Here is a 13,589-nt window from a genome sequence, read left to right as displayed (position 1 = left end):
GGGGGATACATGCAAGAAAATGATGATTGGCTGCTTGATGACTCGGAGGAGCAAGCCGCTGCATCTCATCAGGCTGCAGCGCACAGCAAGCCCTGGAAAATCCTGATCGTCGATGACGAACCGGATATTCATACCGCAACTCGTCTTGCCATCCAGAATATCCGCTACAAGGACAAAAGTCTTGAACTGCTGAGTGCCTACTCTGCAGCAGAAGGCTTCGAGCTTTTGCAGTCTAACCACGACATCGCCGTCATTCTTCTCGATGTCGTGATGGAAACCGACAGCGCCGGCCTGAATCTTGTCAAAAGGATCCGGGAAGAGCTGAATAACCAGATTGTCAGAATCGTATTGAGAACCGGCCAACCCGGGCAAGCCCCGGAGCAGGACGTCATCCTCAATTACGATATCAATGACTACAAGACCAAGACCGAGCTGACCGTCCAGAAACTGTTCACCGTCATCATTGCCTCACTGCGCGGTTATGAGAGCCTGGTGACGATTGAGAAGAACCGCCAAGGCTTGGGCAAGATTCTTGAAGGAGCCAGCGATCTTTATCAGCTGCGTTCGCTGAAGGAATTCGCATCGGGTGTGCTGAAGCAGATCAGTGCGATTCTGGATGTCGGCACCGATGGTCTGTTGTGCATGGAAAGTGCGCCGCAAGGCAACGGTAGACCAACCCTGGAAATTCTGGCGGCAACCGGCGAGTTCGAAACGCTGCTCAATGGTGGCGATTTATCGACCTTTCCCCAGCTGCAACAAACCATCGAGCAGGCACTGAGCGAAAAACGCTCGATCTACCAGCACCCATACGACATTCTCTACATCACAGCCAATAATGGCCGAGAGTTTGTGATCCACTTTCAGCCGCCCTGGCCGCTGGAGGAATATGAATGCAATTTGCTCGAGGTATATTGCCAGCGGATTTCAGCAGCCTACGACAACCTCTATCTCTACTCTCAACTCGTCAAATCGCAAGAGGCTACCGTTGTCGCCCTCGCTGACCTTGCCGAATTCAGGGATAGCGATACCGGCGAGCATGTACTGCGAGTACAGAAACTGAGCGATGCCATTGCCCAGGATCTGTTCAGCAAACATGTTTACACCGAGCAGATGCCGCCACCGTTTCTCGACATGATAGGCATGGCCAGTATCCTGCACGATGTCGGCAAAGTGGCCACACCCGACCACATCCTGTTCAAACCGGGCAAGCTGGACCCGGATGAGCGCCGCATCATGGAGCAACACGCCGAGATCGGTGCCAACATCCTGCGCAAGGCCAGCAAGCTGGTAGAGGGCACCAGCTATCTGTCGATGGGTGCCGATATCGCTGATGGCCATCACGAATTCTTCGACGGCCATGGTTATCCTTACAAGCGTGCAGGTCAGGACATCCCCCTGTCCGCACGCATCGTGGCTGTTGTGGATGTGTTTGACGCCCTGCTGCACAAACGGCCTTACAAGGAACCATGGTCACTCGATGAAACCATGGCTTATATCAAGTCACGCAGTGGCCAGCAATTTGACCCCGAAGTCGTCAAGGCGCTGGAAAGGCTGGTGGCCGAAGACCGCATGCCGATCAAACCACCAATCAGCTGAAGCCATCCCCAAAAAAATGAGCCCGGATCCGGGCTCATTTTCCATTCGACTTGCGGCCAACCTTGATATCAAAACATCAGAGCTTGTAGCTGCTCTGCGTCATGACCTTGGCGCTCAGCTTCATCAGGCCCTTCACCGGCAAGGGCAGCTTTGCCGCACCAAAATTATGCGCCAGCTCGGCATGACGCAATTCATCGTCACGCATCTGACTGACAATCGCACGGCTCTTGGCATCCTGCGCCGGCAAGGATTGCAGATGGCTATCAAGATGGGCACTCACCTGCTGTTCGGTTTCCTCCAGAAAACCCAGATTCCATTTGTCCCCCAACAAACCGGCAGTCACGCCAATCGCCAGCGAGCCGGTATACCACAGCGGGTTGAATACGCTGGGGCGACCTCCCAGCTCGCGAATACGCTGCTCGGTCCAGGCCAAATGCTCCACCTCTTCAAACGCGGCATGACGCAGCGCCTCACGAGTTGCCGGGTCACGCGCCGTCAGCGCCTGGCCCTGGTAAAGCGCCTGGGCGCAGACCTCGCCGCAGTGATTGACGCGCATCAGGCCTAAGGCGTGCTGTTTTTCTTCCGCGCTCAGCGCCGTTTCTTCCACTTCGCGGTCAGGATGCGGGCGGGCGCTGGCTGCCGGTGCAAACAGGGTGCGCAGGCCACGGTCAAATTCGGTAATCAGGGTATCTAGGATCATGTCGGCTTATGGCTTTCATCAATACGGGCGATTATACCTTGCTCGTGCTGCTGTTATAATCCGCAAGTTTTCCGTTTACGCAACTTCACTGTAAAGGATCCAGCATGAACCTCGAACTGATCGGCCCAGGCAAAGACATGCCGAATGACATCAACGTCATCATCGAAATCACCGCCAACAGCGCTCCTATCAAGTACGAATACGACAAGGAAAGCGGCGCGCTGTGTGTTGACCGTTTCATGGGCACCTCCATGTTCTACCCGGCCAACTACGGCTTCGTACCGCAAACCATCGCTGGCGATGGCGATCCGGTCGACGTACTGGTAGTTACCCCGTTCCCGCTGCCACCTGGCGTGCTGATCCGCGTTCGTGCGCTGGGTCTGATCAAGATGGAAGATGACGGCGGCGTGGATGCCAAGCTGGTTGCCGTGCCGGTTGAAAAACTGTGCCCGATGTACAAGGACATCCAGAAGCTGGAAGACCTGCCACAACTGCTGCGTGACCAAATGGTGCACTTCTTCGAGCACTACAAGGATCTGGAAAAAGGCAAATGGGTCAAGATCCAGGGCTGGGGCACCATGGAAGACGCGACCCGCGAACTGAACGAAGGCATCGAGCGCGCCAAGCAAGGCTAAGCTCAAGGTTGGCCGCAAGGCCAAGCTGCCCGAAAGCCGGCGCCTGCGCCGGCTTTTTCATGCCATCTTGCCTGCGCTGGTCAGCCTGCATGGCTTTGTATACAGTAAGGTCTGTTGCACACCATCGACCCTCATCATGTCCAGCACCATTGCCAACCGCCTGTTGCCACTGCAGCTTCGCCTGCAGGCCACAGCCGCGCCAATGCAATGCCATCTGGATGAGCAGAACCTACACTGTGGCTCGCACACCTTTTCTATCGATAGCACAACACTGCCTGCGGCCAACCTTGGTATCGACTTTGCCCCGCACCCGCTGCAACAACAACTCGGCTTCATGCTGTTTGTCGCCGGCCCAGCCCGACCAGACCCGACATTAAGTCGCTATCTCAATCAACTCGCACCCGCGCCAGGTGCCTGGCTGTATTGCGGCCCTCATGGCAGTGCACGCTTTTGTCGCCAGATTTTTGATGCGTTGTTTTACTTGTGCGGCCCGATACTCGGCGTGCCCGATAGTACAGAAGCCAGGCTCCCGGATTGGCCACACTTGCTGCAAAAGCAATGGCAACTGGCCGAACAGTTACTCGCACTTTGTCAGGCTTATCGTCAACAGCATCAGGACCCACCGCTGGCTGAACTTGCCTCGCTGCTGACAGCCATGACCACCCCGCCGGCGAATCAGGATCACTTCGCGCTAGCCCTGGCCAGACTGCTGCAAGCGGGATTGCAACAACAGGCCGACTGCCAGCAGGCTTTCATGCTGCTCTGGCAGCGCCTACAAGATGGCAAACCTGCAAAGTCTTGAGCTGGCAGAACTCCACAACACAACAAAAAAGCCGCGAATATCGCGGCTTTTTTGTTGGCATCTGGCCAGTACTTACTTGCTGCCCGACATATCCTTGGACAGGAAGAAGGCATCAGAGAAGAACTCGTCTTCCGGCAGCTGACGCTCGCCGATAAAGCTCTTGTGGGCGGCCTCGACCATCACCGGTGCACCGCAGGCGTACACCTGATAACCGGACAAATCGGCAAAATCATCCATCACCGCCTGATGGACAAAGCCGGTACGGCCTGGCCAGTTGTGCTCCGGCAGCGCATCCGACACCACCGGGATGAAGGTGATATTGCTGTGCTGCGCCTGCCATTGGCCTGCCATCTCGGCCAGATACAGATCGGCCGGCGTACGCGCGCCCCAGTAGAACACGATAGGACGGGTCACACCGCTGTGGATCGCGTGTTCGATAATACCCTTGATCGGCGCGAAACCGGTGCCGCTAGCCACCATGATGATAGGCTTGTCGGAATCTTCGCGCAGGAAGAAGGAACCCAACGGCCCCTTGAAGCGCATGATTTCCTTCTCCTTCATGGTGTTGAACACATAGTCGGAGAACGAGCCGCCCGGCTGGTGGCGGATGTGCAGCTCGATGAAGGCATCGTCATGCGGCGCATTGGCAATCGAGAAGCTGCGTTTCTTGCCATCCTTCATCAGGATATCGATGTACTGGCCGGCCATGAACTGCAGGCGCTCGGACACAGGCAGTTTCAGCTTCAGAATCGCCACATCGTGGACTTTTTCGATCTTTTCGACGCGGCAAGGCAGGGTCTTGATCTGGATATCGCCAATACCGGCCACTTCGCGCGCCTCGATGGTGATATCACCTTGCGGACGGGCACAGCAGAACAGGGTCAGGCCCTGGGCCTTCTCGGCACTGTTCAGCGCTTTTTCCTGAGCGCCGCCGTGATCGACATCGCCCTCGACCACTTTGCCCTTGCAGGCACCACAGGCACCGTCGCGGCAGCCGTATGGCAGACCGATGCTCTGGCGCAAGGCCGCCTCGAGAATGGTTTCGTGTGCTTCTACCGCGAAGGTATGGCCGCTAGGCAGCACTTTTACCTGACAGGTCATGTTGTTCCCTTAAACTTCGCTAGAATGGCCAGCATGCGTACATTACTGATGATAGGCGCTGGCGATATCGCCTGGCGCACCCTGCCCCTGCTGCGCGCGCACTGGCGCGTCGTGGTGTTGCTCCGCAAGCCTGAAAATGCCGCGCGCTGGCGAGAGGCCGGAGCCTTGCCCATGCTGGCAGATCTGGACAATCGTCATAGCCTTGCGCGTTTCGCCGGGCTTGCAGATGCCGTGCTGTACTCGGCACCACCACCGGAACAGGGCCGGATAGACCCCAGAATGCGCAAGGTCTTGTCGCAGCTGGCAAAAACGGGAAGTCTACCACAGCAAATCGTGTATATCAGCACCAGCGGCGTCTACGGCAATGCCGATGGCAACTGGCTGGACGAGTGCTCGCCACTGCAGCCGGTTTCGGATCGCGCCAGACGTCGTGTCGACGCGGAGCGCAATCTGCGCGCCTTTGCCCTGAGCCATGGCAGTGGGCTGACCATCCTGCGCGTGCCGGGCATCTATGCGGCCAACCGTCTGCCGCAGAGCCGCTTCAGCAGCCAGCTGCCGCTGATCCGGGCTGATGAAGACAGCTACAGCAATCACATCCACGCAGACGATCTGGCGCGTATCTGCGTAGCAGCCTTGCACAAGCCGCGACAAGGCATCCGCGTGTTCAATGCCTGTGATGATGCGCCAACTGCGATCGGCGACTGGTATGACCTGCTGGCCGACCACCTGGGGCAAGCTCGTCTGCCACGCCAGTCGCGCGAGGCAGTCAAGGCACAGACGCCGGCCGGGCTATGGTCATACATGGCCGAGTCGCGTCGCCTGCGTAACGATCGCCTGAAAAAAGAACTGCTGCCCGTCCTGACTTACCCGACGGTGCAGCAGTTTCTCGCTGGCCACAAAAGCTAGATGACTTCGCTGGCCCGCTCGCACGGGCTATCCAGCCGCTCTTGCGCCAGCCTCGCCAGCGCATCGAGGTCTTCGGTCAGATTTTCCTCGATATGACGCAATGCCCCGCGCAAGATGGCCGAGGCCAGCAAGGCCTCGTCGCAGCCGAACACCTCGGCCATTGCGCGCAAATCCTTGCAGCAATCGTGACATAGCGGCACGGACAATTGCCGCACCGGCTCTACCGACAACAGCGAGGCCATTTCCCGGCCTTGCTCGCGGTGCGCTTCAAGTTGACGGATAAAATCATGCAAGGTATCGCTCATGCTGCCCTCCCCGGCTCACAGGTGATGATGTCACTAACAGCATGGCACACCGTCGCCCGAAGCCAAGGTCGAAACAGCCCTGAATTGATCTGGCTCCGTTCAGCCGCGTTCGGCCAGTAACAGTCGGCCGGCCAGTACGGCGAAAACCGAACCCAGCAGCCATTGCGGCCAACGTTGGCCGCTGCGCCCCAGACGGCGCGCCAGATGACTGGCACTCAGAATCACCGCGCCATTGACGACTAGCCCGACCATATTCAGTACCGTGGCCAACAGCAGCATCTGCCACCACAGCGGGCCTGCCGCCGGCTGCACAAACTGCGGAAACAAGGCCAGCACAAACAAGGCCATTTTCGGATTCAGCAGATTGGTCAGCAAACCTTGCAGGAATACCTTTTGCAACGACATGCGCTCGGGCACGGCGCACTCGCTAGCCACGGCCGCCGGTTTGGTACGAAAGCACTGCCAGGCAAGCCAGGCCAGATACAGTGCCCCGGCAAAGCGCAAGGCCTCGTAGGCCAGCGGCACATGCTGCAGCAATTGCGACAGCCCCAAGGCCGCCGCCAAAGCATGACAGTAGGTGCCCAGCTGTATGCCGGCCAGAGTGGCAAAACCCGCCAGACGGCCTTGTGTCGCACTACGCGAGGCAATCAGCAACATATCGGGGCCGGGGGTTGCCGCAAGTAAAAAAGCGGCGAGAAAAAACAGCAGCAGAGTATCAAGGGTGGGCATGGCAGCATCTTTCGCATGACGAAAGGAAGATCATGCTAGCGATGCCGCCACCCTATCGTCAAGCCGCCGCCGGCAGGCTATCGGCGAGCGGCAAATTTCGGTAACATCGCGATCTTTTTGCAGTTTTTCGAGTACGCACATGGAAAATCCCGGCTTCAACCGTGCCATCCGCAGCTTCGTGCTGCGTCAGGGCCACCTGTCCGCCGCCCAGCAGCGCGCCATTGATGAAGGCATGCCGCGCTGGGGTATCGAGTATCGCCCCGAGTCTATCAACCTGAACGAAGCCTTCGGTCGCGAAGCACCGAAAATCCTCGAGATCGGCTTTGGCATGGGCACGGCAACTGCCGAGATCGCGGCCAACAATCCGGACAAGGACTATCTGGGCATCGAAGTGCACTCGCCGGGCGTGGGCAATCTGTTCAAGCTGATTGGCGAGCAAAACCTCGGCAATCTGCGCGTGATTCGCCATGATGCAGTCGAGGTGATGGACAATATGCTGGCCGACGGCTCGCTCGATGGCGTGCATATTTTCTTCCCTGACCCATGGCACAAAAAGCGCCACAACAAGCGCCGCCTGATCCAGGCACCGTTCATCGAAAAACTGGTGAAGAAAATCCGTCCGGGCGGCTATCTGCACGCCGCCACCGACTGGGAAGACTACGCCATCCAGATCATGGAAGTCTTCAGCGCCAATGCTGAGCTGCAAAACAGTGCCGATGGCTATGCCCCGCGCCCTGACTATCGTCCGCTGACCAAGTTTGAAGCACGCGGCATCCGTCTGGGCCACGGCGTATGGGATGTGATCTTCACCCGCAAGTGATGACTGCAGCCACTGTGCGTAGCCATCAGCACTAGACGACGTGACTGCGGCCAACCCCAAAGGTTGGCCGCAAGCCTGATACCACCATGAAAATTGCCTTTGAAAGCGCCAATCAGCCGGAAGTCATCGCCCTGATTGCCGCACTCGACGCCTACCAGATCCCGCTCTACCCCGCCGAGAGCCACCACGGTCTGGATCTGGCCGCACTGCAAAGCCCCGATATCCTGTTTGCCGTCGCCCGTGATAGCCACGGCGAAGCTGTTGCCTGCGCCGCCATCTTCATCAACCGCCAACTGGCGCTAGGCGAACTCAAGCGTATGTACGTCAAGCCGGAAAACCGTGGCCAAGGCATCGCCCAGGCCTTATTGCAAAAGCTGGAAAACGCCGCCATTGAGGCCGGTTGTCGCTGGCTGGCGCTGGAAACCGGCTACCTGCAAACCGCCGCCATCACGCTGTATCAGGCGGCCGGCTTCCGCCATTGCGGCCCGTTTGCCGATTACCAGCCAGACCCCAACAGCGTATTCATGCGCAAGGATCTGTAAGAAACCTCGCTAGCCGGCTGCCTGCAGCAAGACTTCGAGATCGTCGCAGATGTCTTCCGGCTCGGCGGCTGGCTCGTAACGCTTGACCAGCCTGCCCTTGCGATCGATCAGGAATTTGGTGAAGTTCCACTTCACCGGGTGCGGATGGCTGCTGTCCGCCGATGTCAGCCATTGCCACAGCGCCGGGGCGAAGCGGCCATTGACATTGCCCTTGGCAAACAGCGGAAACTCGACGGCAAATCGGCTCTGGCAAAAGTCGGCAATCTTCTCGTCGCTGCCCGGCTCCTGCCCGCCAAACTGGTCGCACGGAAAGGCCAGCACCACAAAGCCTTGCTGGCGGTACTGGCTGTACAGCGCCTGCAGGCCGGCATACTGCCGCGTGTAGCCGCACTCGCTGGCCGTATTGACGATCAGCACCACCTGCCCGAGATACTCGGCCAAGGGCTGGCTGCGGCCATCCGGGCATGCTGCGGAAAAATCGGCAATCGTGGTCATGTGCTGCCTCCGTCCGTATAATGCTGTTTTTTCAAGTAAAACAGTCAACATCCATGTTTGCACCGAGTCGCGAAGATGCCCGCCGCTTCTTCTTCGATACCTGGCAAAAGCAACAGGCCGGCCATCCTTTGTCCGACCTTGAAAAACTGCTGGCCAGCGTGATCGCCGCCCATCCCGAATACCACGCCGTGCTGTCGCGTCCGGAGCAGTTCCGCGATCGCGAATGGCAGCCGGAACAGGGTGAAACCAACCCGTTCATGCACATGAGCATGCATCTGGCAGTCGAAGAGCAACTGTCTATCGACCAGCCTTTCGGCATTCGTCATCTGTACAAGCAGTTATTGCTGAAAACCGGCAGCGAGCACGATGCCCAGCATGAGGTGATCGACTGTCTTGGCGAGATGATCTGGCAGGCGCAGCGCTACGGCGGCGGGCCTGACGTCAACGTTTACCTGTCCTGTATCCGCGGCAAGCTGGGGCAGGATCCGGAAAACGAGCGACGTCTCAATCTGCAAGACATGGATGACTGAAGCAATAACGGCGATGTTCTCTTTATGAGAGACAGTCGCCGTTTTTTCAAACCTCGCCGTATTGTTGTCGCCAGTCGCTGACGGACTGCGGCACATCCTCCAGCCGCGCGATCTGCCGGCAGCCCGATGGCCACTGCCTTGCATGTGGCACGCCGGCCCCGCCCAGCCAGATTTCGACTGACTCGGGCAGACTGCCACGCAGGGTTTGCAGGTCCTTGCCGACATTGCCGTGATACGACTGCGAGAACGACAGCACGATGATGTCGACGCGATGATTGACGGCTGCCGAGGCGATCTCGCTCAATGGCATCTGCGCCCCGAAAGCAATGGTGTCGCAAGCCGACAGCCGCAGCAGCGCCTCGACCATCAGCAGGCCAAGCGTGTGCTGCTCGCCCGGGCAGGTGGTCAGCATCACTCGCGGTGCGCTGACCGAGGCCGGCAAGGTAGCCAGCGTTTCGCGCATCACCCGCATCAGCTCTTCTGCATACAGATGCTCTTCGTATACCTGCAGCAACCCTTGCTGCCAAGCTTCGCCGATCTGCAGGTTGGCCGCAGGCAAAAACTCGCAGACAAAGCGGCGCAAACCTAATTCGAGCAGACGATGGCGCAGGAGCTGACGCACGGCCAGCGCGTCGTGGCCCTGCAGCACTTGCAGGAAATCGCCACCGACCGTCGCCTCGCTGATGGCGATGCGCGGTGAGGCGCTCTCCAGCATGGTTTGCAACTGCGGTATGGCGAGAGCGACCAGCTTTCCCGGCCGATGTCCGTTGTCGAGCAGGCGGCGAATCAGCTTGAGTCGCTGGACATCTTCAACTGCATAACGCCTGTCCCCCGCCGCATCACGCAGCGGCTTCGGAAAGTCATAGCGGCGCTCCCACTGGCGCAGCAGATCTTTCGGAATACCGGTCTCGCGCTCGACCACGGCAATCGGCAGTCCCGCAGACGCGTTTTGGCTGGATTCAGGCATAAGGTCAGACATCGGCATTCACAATCGGACAAAAGCGGCATTATGCCATGCGTCGGCGCAAGCCGCGCAGCACAGCCCCCAGCAGTGGAATCTGCTCGTAGACGCCCGAGGCGGCATCCCAGTAATCGGCATGCTCGACAATCAGCCCGTCAGCCCCCAGCCGCAACAGCGAGCCGCCATGCAGCCGGCGCTGGCGACCACGCCAGCCATAGTGAAAATCCCAGCAGACAAAGGCGCGGCTATCCTCGGCAATCACCTCGACAATCTCGAAGCGCGGTGCCTGCAGCCGCTCGAACATGCGGCCGTACAGCACGCCGATTGCCGCTCGCCCTTGCAGTTGCTGGAAGGGGTCGCTGAAACGCGCATCCGCAGCGTAAACCTCGTCAATACGCGCGAGGCTGGCCGGCGACAGTGCGGCAAACCAGTCAAGATGTGCCTGCAGTTTGGCATTCATGGTGTCGTCACCTTGCGAGCCAGCCAGAAATACAGCCGGTAAGGCAGGTGTGCGGCCAACTTCAAGGGCCAGGTAAACCTGCCGGGAAAGTGGATATCGAAGCGCCCGGCCGCCAGACCTTTCATGATCGCCATGGCTGCCTGTGGCGGTGTCAGCAAGGCCGGCATGGCAAAATGATTGCGCGCCGTCAGCCGTGTCGCGACAAAGCCGGGATTCACCACATGCACCGCCACGCCCTTGTCGTGCAGATCAAGATACAGGGTCTGGGCCAAGTGATTGACCGCCGCCTTGCTGGCCCCGTACACCAGCGCATTGGGCATGCCGGCCCAGCCGGCCACACTGGCCACCAGCACCAGCCGCCCCTGCTGCTGCATCAGCGTGGCAAGGTTGGCCGCAACACCATGCAGCACGCCATTGAGATTGACATCCAGCGTCGCTGCCGCGCGCTGACTGTCGAGCTCCCACGCCCGCACCGGCTGGTAATCGGCCGCCAGCAACACCAGCATGTCAATTCCCCCCCAGGCAGCCAGCAAGGCATCCCGCGCACGCTGCCATTGCGCCAGCTGGGTCACATCCAGCGGCAACACCTGCATGCCCGGACAGGCTGCGGCGACCTCATCCAGCGCACTGCGGGTGCGCCCAGAAATCGCGACCTGCGCCCCGGCAGCGTGCACGGCGCGCGCCAATGCGGCACCAATACCGTGGCCAGCTCCGACCAGCCACACACGTTGGCCGCGCCAGTCACGCAGCGGCGGATTCAGGCTCATGGTGCGTCCTTGCGGAAAAACAGCGTCACCTCGCCCAGCGTGATACCGAACTTGCTCATGCGCGAGCGATTCAGCAGCGTCTGCTCGTCCAGCTGATACATCCAGTCATCAAAGCGCACCTCGTACACCTTGCCGTCTACCGGCAGCTTCAGGGTGTAATCCCAGAACAGCGCATAACCGGCAGTGCGGCCTCGCGCCTCGCCAACCACGTCATCGGCAGTGCCGGTGTACGAGCCATCGGGCTGTTTGACGAGTCGCCAGACGCGGCGCTGTTTCTCGCCATCATCGTAGGTAAAGTGCTCGTCAAGCACGCCCTGATTGCCCTGCCAGCTGCCGGTCATCTCGACTGTAAAACGGCGCACAACCTTGCCGCTGCGATCCTGGAACATGCCTTGCGCCGTCAGTCGGCCATTGAAATAACTGGCCAGATCAAGCCCCGGCCGGGTGCCGGCATAATCATCAATGCTCACACTGCGGCAGGCACCCAGACTCAACACCGCCAACACCATCAACAAGCGTTTGCGCCACATGCTGCATACTCCTTGCGCATCAGACGCCACAACAGCAGCAGCGCCACACCTTTGCAAAACATCGGCAAGCCGGCATACAGGCTTGTCAATTCCTGACTACTCTGGCCGGGCTGATAACCCGACCACTCGGCCAGCGGCAAAGCCAGTCCGGCCGCCAGGGCCAGCGCCAGCTTGTTCAGCATCGACATCACGCCGAATACCTTGCCGCCATGCTCCCCGGCCTGCTCGCCGAGCTTGTCGGCCACCATCGCGGCGGCCAGTGCCAGATCCGCGCCCAGGGCAATGCCGGTCAGCACACACACCAGCAGAAAACCGCCTATCGCCCCGCTCTGCAGCCCGAACACCGGCACAAAGCCAGCCATCGCCAGCAACATGCCAAGACACCAGGCCTGCGCCTTGCCGCAACGGTCCGCCAGCCTGACCCACAAGGGCAAGGCCAGCATCGCCGCCAGAAAATAAGCGAGCAGAAACAGCGCCGTTGACGACTCCGCCTGCAATACATCCGCCACATAAAAGTGCAGCAAGGTTGCCGGTATCGCCATGGCCAGACCGTTCATCAGCAAGACCAGAGCAAGCGCGGCCCAACCTTTGCCACCGCTGGCCAGAGCTTCCACCCCTCTGCCAGCCACCGCAGCGGCCGGCATAATCGCCGGCGAAGCGCGCAAGGCCCACCATGCCAGCAGCGCACAAGGCAGCAGCAGCCAGACAAACTGTTGCAGCGCCGCTTGCTCGCCAGCGCTTCTGGCCCACCAGGCCGGCAAGGCCGACGCCAGCAAAATGCCGAGCACGCCCCAGCCTTCACGCCAGGCAGTCACCCGGGCACGCCCTTCGGTAGTCGGCCACAGCAGCGCGCCGTAGCGCAGCAGGGCAATACCCAGCCAGCCATGCGCGAGATAGACCAGCAGCAGGCTGGCTATCAGCTGCGGCCAGATGAGCCATCCCGGCTGCGGCGACACCAGCCAGGTGAAGCCTGCCAGCGCACTGACGGTGGCAAGCAGGCTGGCGTTGCGCAATTGCAGCTGACTCAGCCGGTCTTGCCAGTAGCCGAGCAGCGGGTCCAGCACGGTATCCAGCAGCCGCACCGCAAACAGCAGGCCGCCCAGCAGCCCAAGCGACAAGCCGAACTCGCGCGCATAAAGTGCCGGCGTATGCAGATACACCGGGAGCGCCAGCATCGCCAGCGGCATGCCGGCAAAACCGGCCAGGGCAAGCTGCCGCGGTGTCATGATGGCTCGTTCAGCAGCTGCCGTCGCAAGCCCGGCGCCCGCGAGGCTGCATCCAGCCAGATACGGAAAAACTGGCGGCCGAACACCGGGTCGTCAATCTGCTCGGTCGGCTTGCCGTTGTACCAGAAGCGTGTCTGCCGGCCGTCAAAACTGCCGATGATCACATCGCCGTCCTGCACGTCCGGAAACGCCTTCTGCATGGCCTGTCGCCACATCAGCCGGCGATTTTCCGGCACGCCGTAACGCTGCATTTCTTCCTCGCTGACCTGCACCAGCTGCTGGCTGCTGATCTGCCGCGCATAGCGCAGCTGCAGGGCAAACGGCCGTGCCCAGTCAAAGGGCTGGCCTTGTGGCGTCAGCAGGGTTGCCTCGTACAAGCGAAAGCCGAACCAGCGCATATCGCCCTTGCCCAAGGGGCGCAGCATCGACAGCTCTGCCGGCATCGCCATGACCAGCCCGCTTATCAGGGTGCTCATGATCATCA

Annotated in this window: 18 protein-coding genes; 7 read left to right on the top strand and 11 right to left on the bottom strand. The window is 60.0% G+C overall.

All coding sequences use genetic code 11. The features are described from left to right. Positions 1-9 precede the first annotated feature (9 nt). Positions 10-1,596 carry a DUF3369 domain-containing protein gene (locus tag ACZ9W6_RS10430; RefSeq protein ID WP_465191067.1) on the top strand — a complete coding sequence of 529 codons (1,587 nt, stop codon included), beginning with the start codon at positions 10-12 and terminating at the stop codon, positions 1,594-1,596. Positions 1,597-1,672: 76 nt separating this feature from the next. On the opposite strand, the gene coq7 is transcribed toward ACZ9W6_RS10430, so the two are convergent. Then, entirely contained in the window at positions 1,673-2,293 is a 621-nt protein-coding gene (coq7, locus tag ACZ9W6_RS10425; RefSeq protein ID WP_465191216.1) for a 2-polyprenyl-3-methyl-6-methoxy-1,4-benzoquinone monooxygenase, read from the bottom strand. 107 nt (positions 2,294-2,400) lie between these two features. Between coq7 and ppa the strand changes: the two genes are divergently transcribed. Both ppa and ACZ9W6_RS10415 read left to right on the top strand, forming a co-directional pair. Then, a complete protein-coding gene (ppa, locus tag ACZ9W6_RS10420) occupies positions 2,401-2,931 on the top strand; it encodes an inorganic diphosphatase (RefSeq protein ID WP_465191066.1) in 531 nt (176 codons plus the stop codon). 136 nt (positions 2,932-3,067) lie between these two features. Next, positions 3,068-3,733 (top strand): hypothetical protein, encoded by a 666-nt coding sequence (locus tag ACZ9W6_RS10415; protein WP_465191065.1) that lies wholly within the window; start codon positions 3,068-3,070, stop codon positions 3,731-3,733. Between the two features lie 72 nt (positions 3,734-3,805). Here the strand turns inward: ACZ9W6_RS10415 and ACZ9W6_RS10410 are convergent, their stop codons facing one another. Then, positions 3,806-4,834 (bottom strand): CDP-6-deoxy-delta-3,4-glucoseen reductase, encoded by a 1,029-nt coding sequence (locus ACZ9W6_RS10410; RefSeq protein WP_465191064.1) that lies wholly within the window; start codon positions 4,832-4,834, stop codon positions 3,806-3,808. A gap of 33 nt (positions 4,835-4,867) precedes the next feature. On the opposite strand from ACZ9W6_RS10410, the gene ACZ9W6_RS10405 reads away from it, so the two are divergent. Beyond that, the gene (locus ACZ9W6_RS10405) at positions 4,868-5,740 is read left to right on the top strand and encodes an SDR family oxidoreductase (RefSeq protein WP_465191063.1); all 873 of its coding nucleotides are present in this window, start codon (positions 4,868-4,870) and stop codon (positions 5,738-5,740) included. Here ACZ9W6_RS10405 and ACZ9W6_RS10400 read toward each other — a convergent pair. Together ACZ9W6_RS10400 and ACZ9W6_RS10395 are read right to left on the bottom strand one after the other, a co-directional pair. Then, the gene (locus tag ACZ9W6_RS10400; RefSeq protein ID WP_465191062.1) at positions 5,737-6,045 is read right to left on the bottom strand and encodes a hypothetical protein; all 309 of its coding nucleotides are present in this window, start codon (positions 6,043-6,045) and stop codon (positions 5,737-5,739) included. The two genes, ACZ9W6_RS10405 and ACZ9W6_RS10400, sit on opposite strands and share 4 nt — an antisense overlap. Positions 6,046-6,144: 99 nt before the next feature. Beyond that, the gene (locus tag ACZ9W6_RS10395) at positions 6,145-6,774 is read right to left on the bottom strand and encodes a LysE family translocator (protein ID WP_465191061.1); all 630 of its coding nucleotides are present in this window, start codon (positions 6,772-6,774) and stop codon (positions 6,145-6,147) included. Between the two features lie 139 nt (positions 6,775-6,913). On the opposite strand from ACZ9W6_RS10395, the gene trmB reads away from it, so the two are divergent. Continuing rightward, positions 6,914-7,594, top strand: a complete 681-nt coding sequence (trmB, locus tag ACZ9W6_RS10390) for a tRNA (guanosine(46)-N7)-methyltransferase TrmB (protein WP_465191060.1) — start codon at positions 6,914-6,916, stop codon at positions 7,592-7,594. Between the two features lie 86 nt (positions 7,595-7,680). Continuing rightward, complete coding sequence (locus ACZ9W6_RS10385; protein ID WP_465191059.1) at positions 7,681-8,136, top strand: GNAT family N-acetyltransferase; 456 nt, start codon at positions 7,681-7,683, stop codon at positions 8,134-8,136. 9 nt (positions 8,137-8,145) lie between these two features. Here the strand turns inward: ACZ9W6_RS10385 and ACZ9W6_RS10380 are convergent, their stop codons facing one another. Continuing rightward, the gene (locus ACZ9W6_RS10380; protein ID WP_465191058.1) at positions 8,146-8,631 is read right to left on the bottom strand and encodes a glutathione peroxidase; all 486 of its coding nucleotides are present in this window, start codon (positions 8,629-8,631) and stop codon (positions 8,146-8,148) included. Positions 8,632-8,684: 53 nt separating this feature from the next. Between ACZ9W6_RS10380 and ACZ9W6_RS10375 the strand changes: the two genes are divergently transcribed. Further along, positions 8,685-9,161, top strand: a complete 477-nt coding sequence (locus ACZ9W6_RS10375; protein ID WP_465191057.1) for a DUF1841 family protein — start codon at positions 8,685-8,687, stop codon at positions 9,159-9,161. Between the two features lie 46 nt (positions 9,162-9,207). Here the strand turns inward: ACZ9W6_RS10375 and ACZ9W6_RS10370 are convergent, their stop codons facing one another. Genes ACZ9W6_RS10370 through ACZ9W6_RS10345 form a run of 6 tightly spaced genes read right to left on the bottom strand, consistent with a single transcriptional unit; the run spans position 9,208 to position 13,581 of the window. Beyond that, positions 9,208-10,128 (bottom strand): MerR family transcriptional regulator, encoded by a 921-nt coding sequence (locus tag ACZ9W6_RS10370; RefSeq protein ID WP_465191056.1) that lies wholly within the window; start codon positions 10,126-10,128, stop codon positions 9,208-9,210. A gap of 40 nt (positions 10,129-10,168) precedes the next feature. Continuing rightward, positions 10,169-10,582 (bottom strand): nuclear transport factor 2 family protein, encoded by a 414-nt coding sequence (locus ACZ9W6_RS10365; RefSeq protein ID WP_465191055.1) that lies wholly within the window; start codon positions 10,580-10,582, stop codon positions 10,169-10,171. After that, a complete protein-coding gene (locus ACZ9W6_RS10360; RefSeq protein WP_465191054.1) occupies positions 10,579-11,349 on the bottom strand; it encodes an SDR family NAD(P)-dependent oxidoreductase in 771 nt (256 codons plus the stop codon). Before ACZ9W6_RS10360 ends, ACZ9W6_RS10365 begins: the two co-directional genes overlap by 4 nt. Further along, positions 11,346-11,879 carry a DUF3833 domain-containing protein gene (locus tag ACZ9W6_RS10355; protein ID WP_465191053.1) on the bottom strand — a complete coding sequence of 178 codons (534 nt, stop codon included), beginning with the start codon at positions 11,877-11,879 and terminating at the stop codon, positions 11,346-11,348. Before ACZ9W6_RS10355 ends, ACZ9W6_RS10360 begins: the two co-directional genes overlap by 4 nt. Next, complete coding sequence (locus tag ACZ9W6_RS10350) at positions 11,858-13,105, bottom strand: MFS transporter (RefSeq protein ID WP_465191052.1); 1,248 nt, start codon at positions 13,103-13,105, stop codon at positions 11,858-11,860. Before ACZ9W6_RS10350 ends, ACZ9W6_RS10355 begins: the two co-directional genes overlap by 22 nt. Beyond that, positions 13,102-13,581: a chalcone isomerase family protein gene (locus ACZ9W6_RS10345; RefSeq protein WP_465191051.1), complete on the bottom strand. Its 480-nt coding sequence runs from the start codon at positions 13,579-13,581 to the stop codon at positions 13,102-13,104. Before ACZ9W6_RS10345 ends, ACZ9W6_RS10350 begins: the two co-directional genes overlap by 4 nt. Positions 13,582-13,589: the final 8 nt, after the last annotated feature.

This window comes from Vogesella lacus (assembly GCF_979366295.1).
The sequence above is the reverse complement of the archived record's forward strand: the minus strand, read 5'-3'. Positions and strand labels throughout refer to the sequence as shown.

Bases quoted from the DNA above. Each gene is read 5' to 3' on its own strand.
- ACZ9W6_RS10430 (WP_465191067.1), top strand. From the start codon at position 10: ATGCAAGAAAATGATGATTGGCTGCTTGATGACTCGGAGGAGCAAGCC.
- ppa (WP_465191066.1), top strand. From the start codon at position 2,401: ATGAACCTCGAACTGATCGGCCCAGGCAAAGACATGCCGAATGACATC.
- ACZ9W6_RS10415 (WP_465191065.1), top strand. From the start codon at position 3,068: ATGTCCAGCACCATTGCCAACCGCCTGTTGCCACTGCAGCTTCGCCTG.
- ACZ9W6_RS10410 (WP_465191064.1), bottom strand. From the start codon at position 4,834: ATGACCTGTCAGGTAAAAGTGCTGCCTAGCGGCCATACCTTCGCGGTA.
- ACZ9W6_RS10405 (WP_465191063.1), top strand. From the start codon at position 4,868: ATGCGTACATTACTGATGATAGGCGCTGGCGATATCGCCTGGCGCACC.
- ACZ9W6_RS10400 (WP_465191062.1), bottom strand. From the start codon at position 6,045: ATGAGCGATACCTTGCATGATTTTATCCGTCAACTTGAAGCGCACCGC.
- ACZ9W6_RS10395 (WP_465191061.1), bottom strand. From the start codon at position 6,774: ATGCCCACCCTTGATACTCTGCTGCTGTTTTTTCTCGCCGCTTTTTTA.
- trmB (WP_465191060.1), top strand. From the start codon at position 6,914: ATGGAAAATCCCGGCTTCAACCGTGCCATCCGCAGCTTCGTGCTGCGT.
- ACZ9W6_RS10385 (WP_465191059.1), top strand. From the start codon at position 7,681: ATGAAAATTGCCTTTGAAAGCGCCAATCAGCCGGAAGTCATCGCCCTG.
- ACZ9W6_RS10380 (WP_465191058.1), bottom strand. From the start codon at position 8,631: ATGACCACGATTGCCGATTTTTCCGCAGCATGCCCGGATGGCCGCAGC.
- ACZ9W6_RS10375 (WP_465191057.1), top strand. From the start codon at position 8,685: ATGTTTGCACCGAGTCGCGAAGATGCCCGCCGCTTCTTCTTCGATACC.
- ACZ9W6_RS10370 (WP_465191056.1), bottom strand. From the start codon at position 10,128: ATGCCTGAATCCAGCCAAAACGCGTCTGCGGGACTGCCGATTGCCGTG.
- ACZ9W6_RS10365 (WP_465191055.1), bottom strand. From the start codon at position 10,582: ATGAATGCCAAACTGCAGGCACATCTTGACTGGTTTGCCGCACTGTCG.
- ACZ9W6_RS10360 (WP_465191054.1), bottom strand. From the start codon at position 11,349: ATGAGCCTGAATCCGCCGCTGCGTGACTGGCGCGGCCAACGTGTGTGG.
- ACZ9W6_RS10355 (WP_465191053.1), bottom strand. From the start codon at position 11,879: ATGTGGCGCAAACGCTTGTTGATGGTGTTGGCGGTGTTGAGTCTGGGT.
- ACZ9W6_RS10350 (WP_465191052.1), bottom strand. From the start codon at position 13,105: ATGACACCGCGGCAGCTTGCCCTGGCCGGTTTTGCCGGCATGCCGCTG.
- ACZ9W6_RS10345 (WP_465191051.1), bottom strand. From the start codon at position 13,581: ATGAGCACCCTGATAAGCGGGCTGGTCATGGCGATGCCGGCAGAGCTG.